Source organism: Massilia sp. P2_C2 (assembly GCF_056404615.1).
This window is the reverse complement of record NZ_JBFUDR010000582.1, coordinates 1-1556: the sequence shown is the minus strand read 5'-3', so window position 1 is coordinate 1556 and position 1556 is coordinate 1. Positions and strand designations below refer to the sequence as shown.

Below are 1556 nucleotides of genomic sequence, written 5' to 3'. Positions count from 1 at the left end.
GCTCAAGACCGGTCGCWCGCACCAGATCCGCGTGCACCTGGCGTCGAGTGGTTTTCCCATCCTCGGCGACGAAAAATACGGCGACTTTGCGCTCAACAAGCAGTTGCAGAAGGCGACCGAGACCCGGGGCGCGCTGCGCCGCATGTTCCTGCATGCATACCGGATCACGTTCCAGCATCCGGAGACGGGCAAGCCGCTGACTCTGACCGCGCCATTGCCGGCGGAATGCGAGCGTTTCTTGGTAAGCTTGGGGCAAGCGCAGGAAGTCAAAACACGTACTACCCATCGATAATGCGCCAATCGGAACCCGGTCCTCGCCAGCGGCAGATCCTGCTGGCGGACACCAGGGTTCTTGCAGGCGCGAATGAGGAGCCGGCGCACAAGGCCGGGAGACATGGTAAGAAAGCAATTCGATCTGATTGTGTTCGACTGGGATGGCACGCTGATGGACAGCACCGCCACCATCGTCAAATGTATACAGTCCGCCGCCAAGGATCTTGGCCTCGCGGTCCCGAGCGATGCCGCGGCGTCGCACGTCATCGGCCTCGGCCTGGGCGAAGCCATGCAGGCCGTGATGCCCAACATCGATCCGGCCCTGTACCCGCGCATGGTCGAACGCTATCGCTATCACTTCCTGACCAAGGACCATGAACTGGTCCTGTTCCAGGGCGTGCGGGCGATGCTCGATGAACTCTCCCAGCAGGGCTATTTCCTGGCTGTCGCAACGGGCAAGAGCCGGGTCGGCCTGAATCGCGCGCTGAACGCGGCCGGACTGCTGTCCGTCTTCGATGCGACCCGTTGCGCGGACGAGACATTTTCCAAACCGCACCCTGCAATGTTGCAAGAATTGACAAGGGAGCTCGGCCAGGACATGCGGCGTACCGTTATGATCGGCGACACGACGCATGACTTGCTTATGGCAAACAATGCCGGCGCTTCCGGCATCGCCGTCGAGTATGGCGCCCATCCGGTCCAGCAATTGCAGGCTTGCCATCCGATCTACACGGCCAAGAACGTGCCCGAGCTGCATCAGTGGCTGGTCGAGAACGCATGAGCGCCAGCGAAGACGTCTATATTTGCGATTCGGCCACCGTCGAGGATGGCGGCAAGGGCGTCCGATTCCCCGTGCGGGCGTTCGGTGACGACGCGACGGGTTTCGTCGTGCGCTTCGGCGGCAAGATCTACGCTTATCTGAACCGTTGTGCGCACGTACCCATCGAACTGGACTGGTCCAAGGGCGAGTTCTTCGAGTCAGGCAAGCTGTATCTCATGTGCTCGACGCATGGCGCCATCTATATGCCGGAAACCGGCACCTGCGCAGGCGGGCCCTGCCGCGGTGGCAGGTTACGGCCGATCGCCGTGCGCGAAGCCGACGACCGTATCTACTGGCAGCCGGACCAGCACATCCGTCCGCCGGCACCTGGCGTGACGGACAGTCAGATCGGGTAACCAACACCAGGCATTTATGAGCGACAACACCAGGAACGACAATCTGAACGACAACCGTACGGCCACCCCGACGGCCTCCAGCAATTGGGAACGCGAGACCCTGGAGC

The 1556-nt window shown here is 61.9% G+C and carries 2 protein-coding genes and 1 pseudogene; all 3 read left to right on the top strand.

The window, feature by feature from the left end; translation table 11 throughout:
- Nucleotides 1–292: pseudogene (locus AC1DYX_RS31040) on the top strand (RluA family pseudouridine synthase); the annotation flags it as partial.
- A gap of 102 nt (nucleotides 293–394) precedes the next feature.
- Complete coding sequence (locus tag AC1DYX_RS31035; protein WP_477266059.1) at nucleotides 395–1054, top strand: HAD-IIIA family hydrolase; 660 nt, start codon at nucleotides 395–397, stop codon at nucleotides 1052–1054.
- The gene (locus tag AC1DYX_RS31030) at nucleotides 1051–1449 is read left to right on the top strand and encodes a Rieske (2Fe-2S) protein (protein WP_477266057.1); all 399 of its coding nucleotides are present in this window, start codon (nucleotides 1051–1053) and stop codon (nucleotides 1447–1449) included. Before AC1DYX_RS31035 ends, AC1DYX_RS31030 begins: the two co-directional genes overlap by 4 nt.
- Nucleotides 1450–1556: the final 107 nt, after the last annotated feature.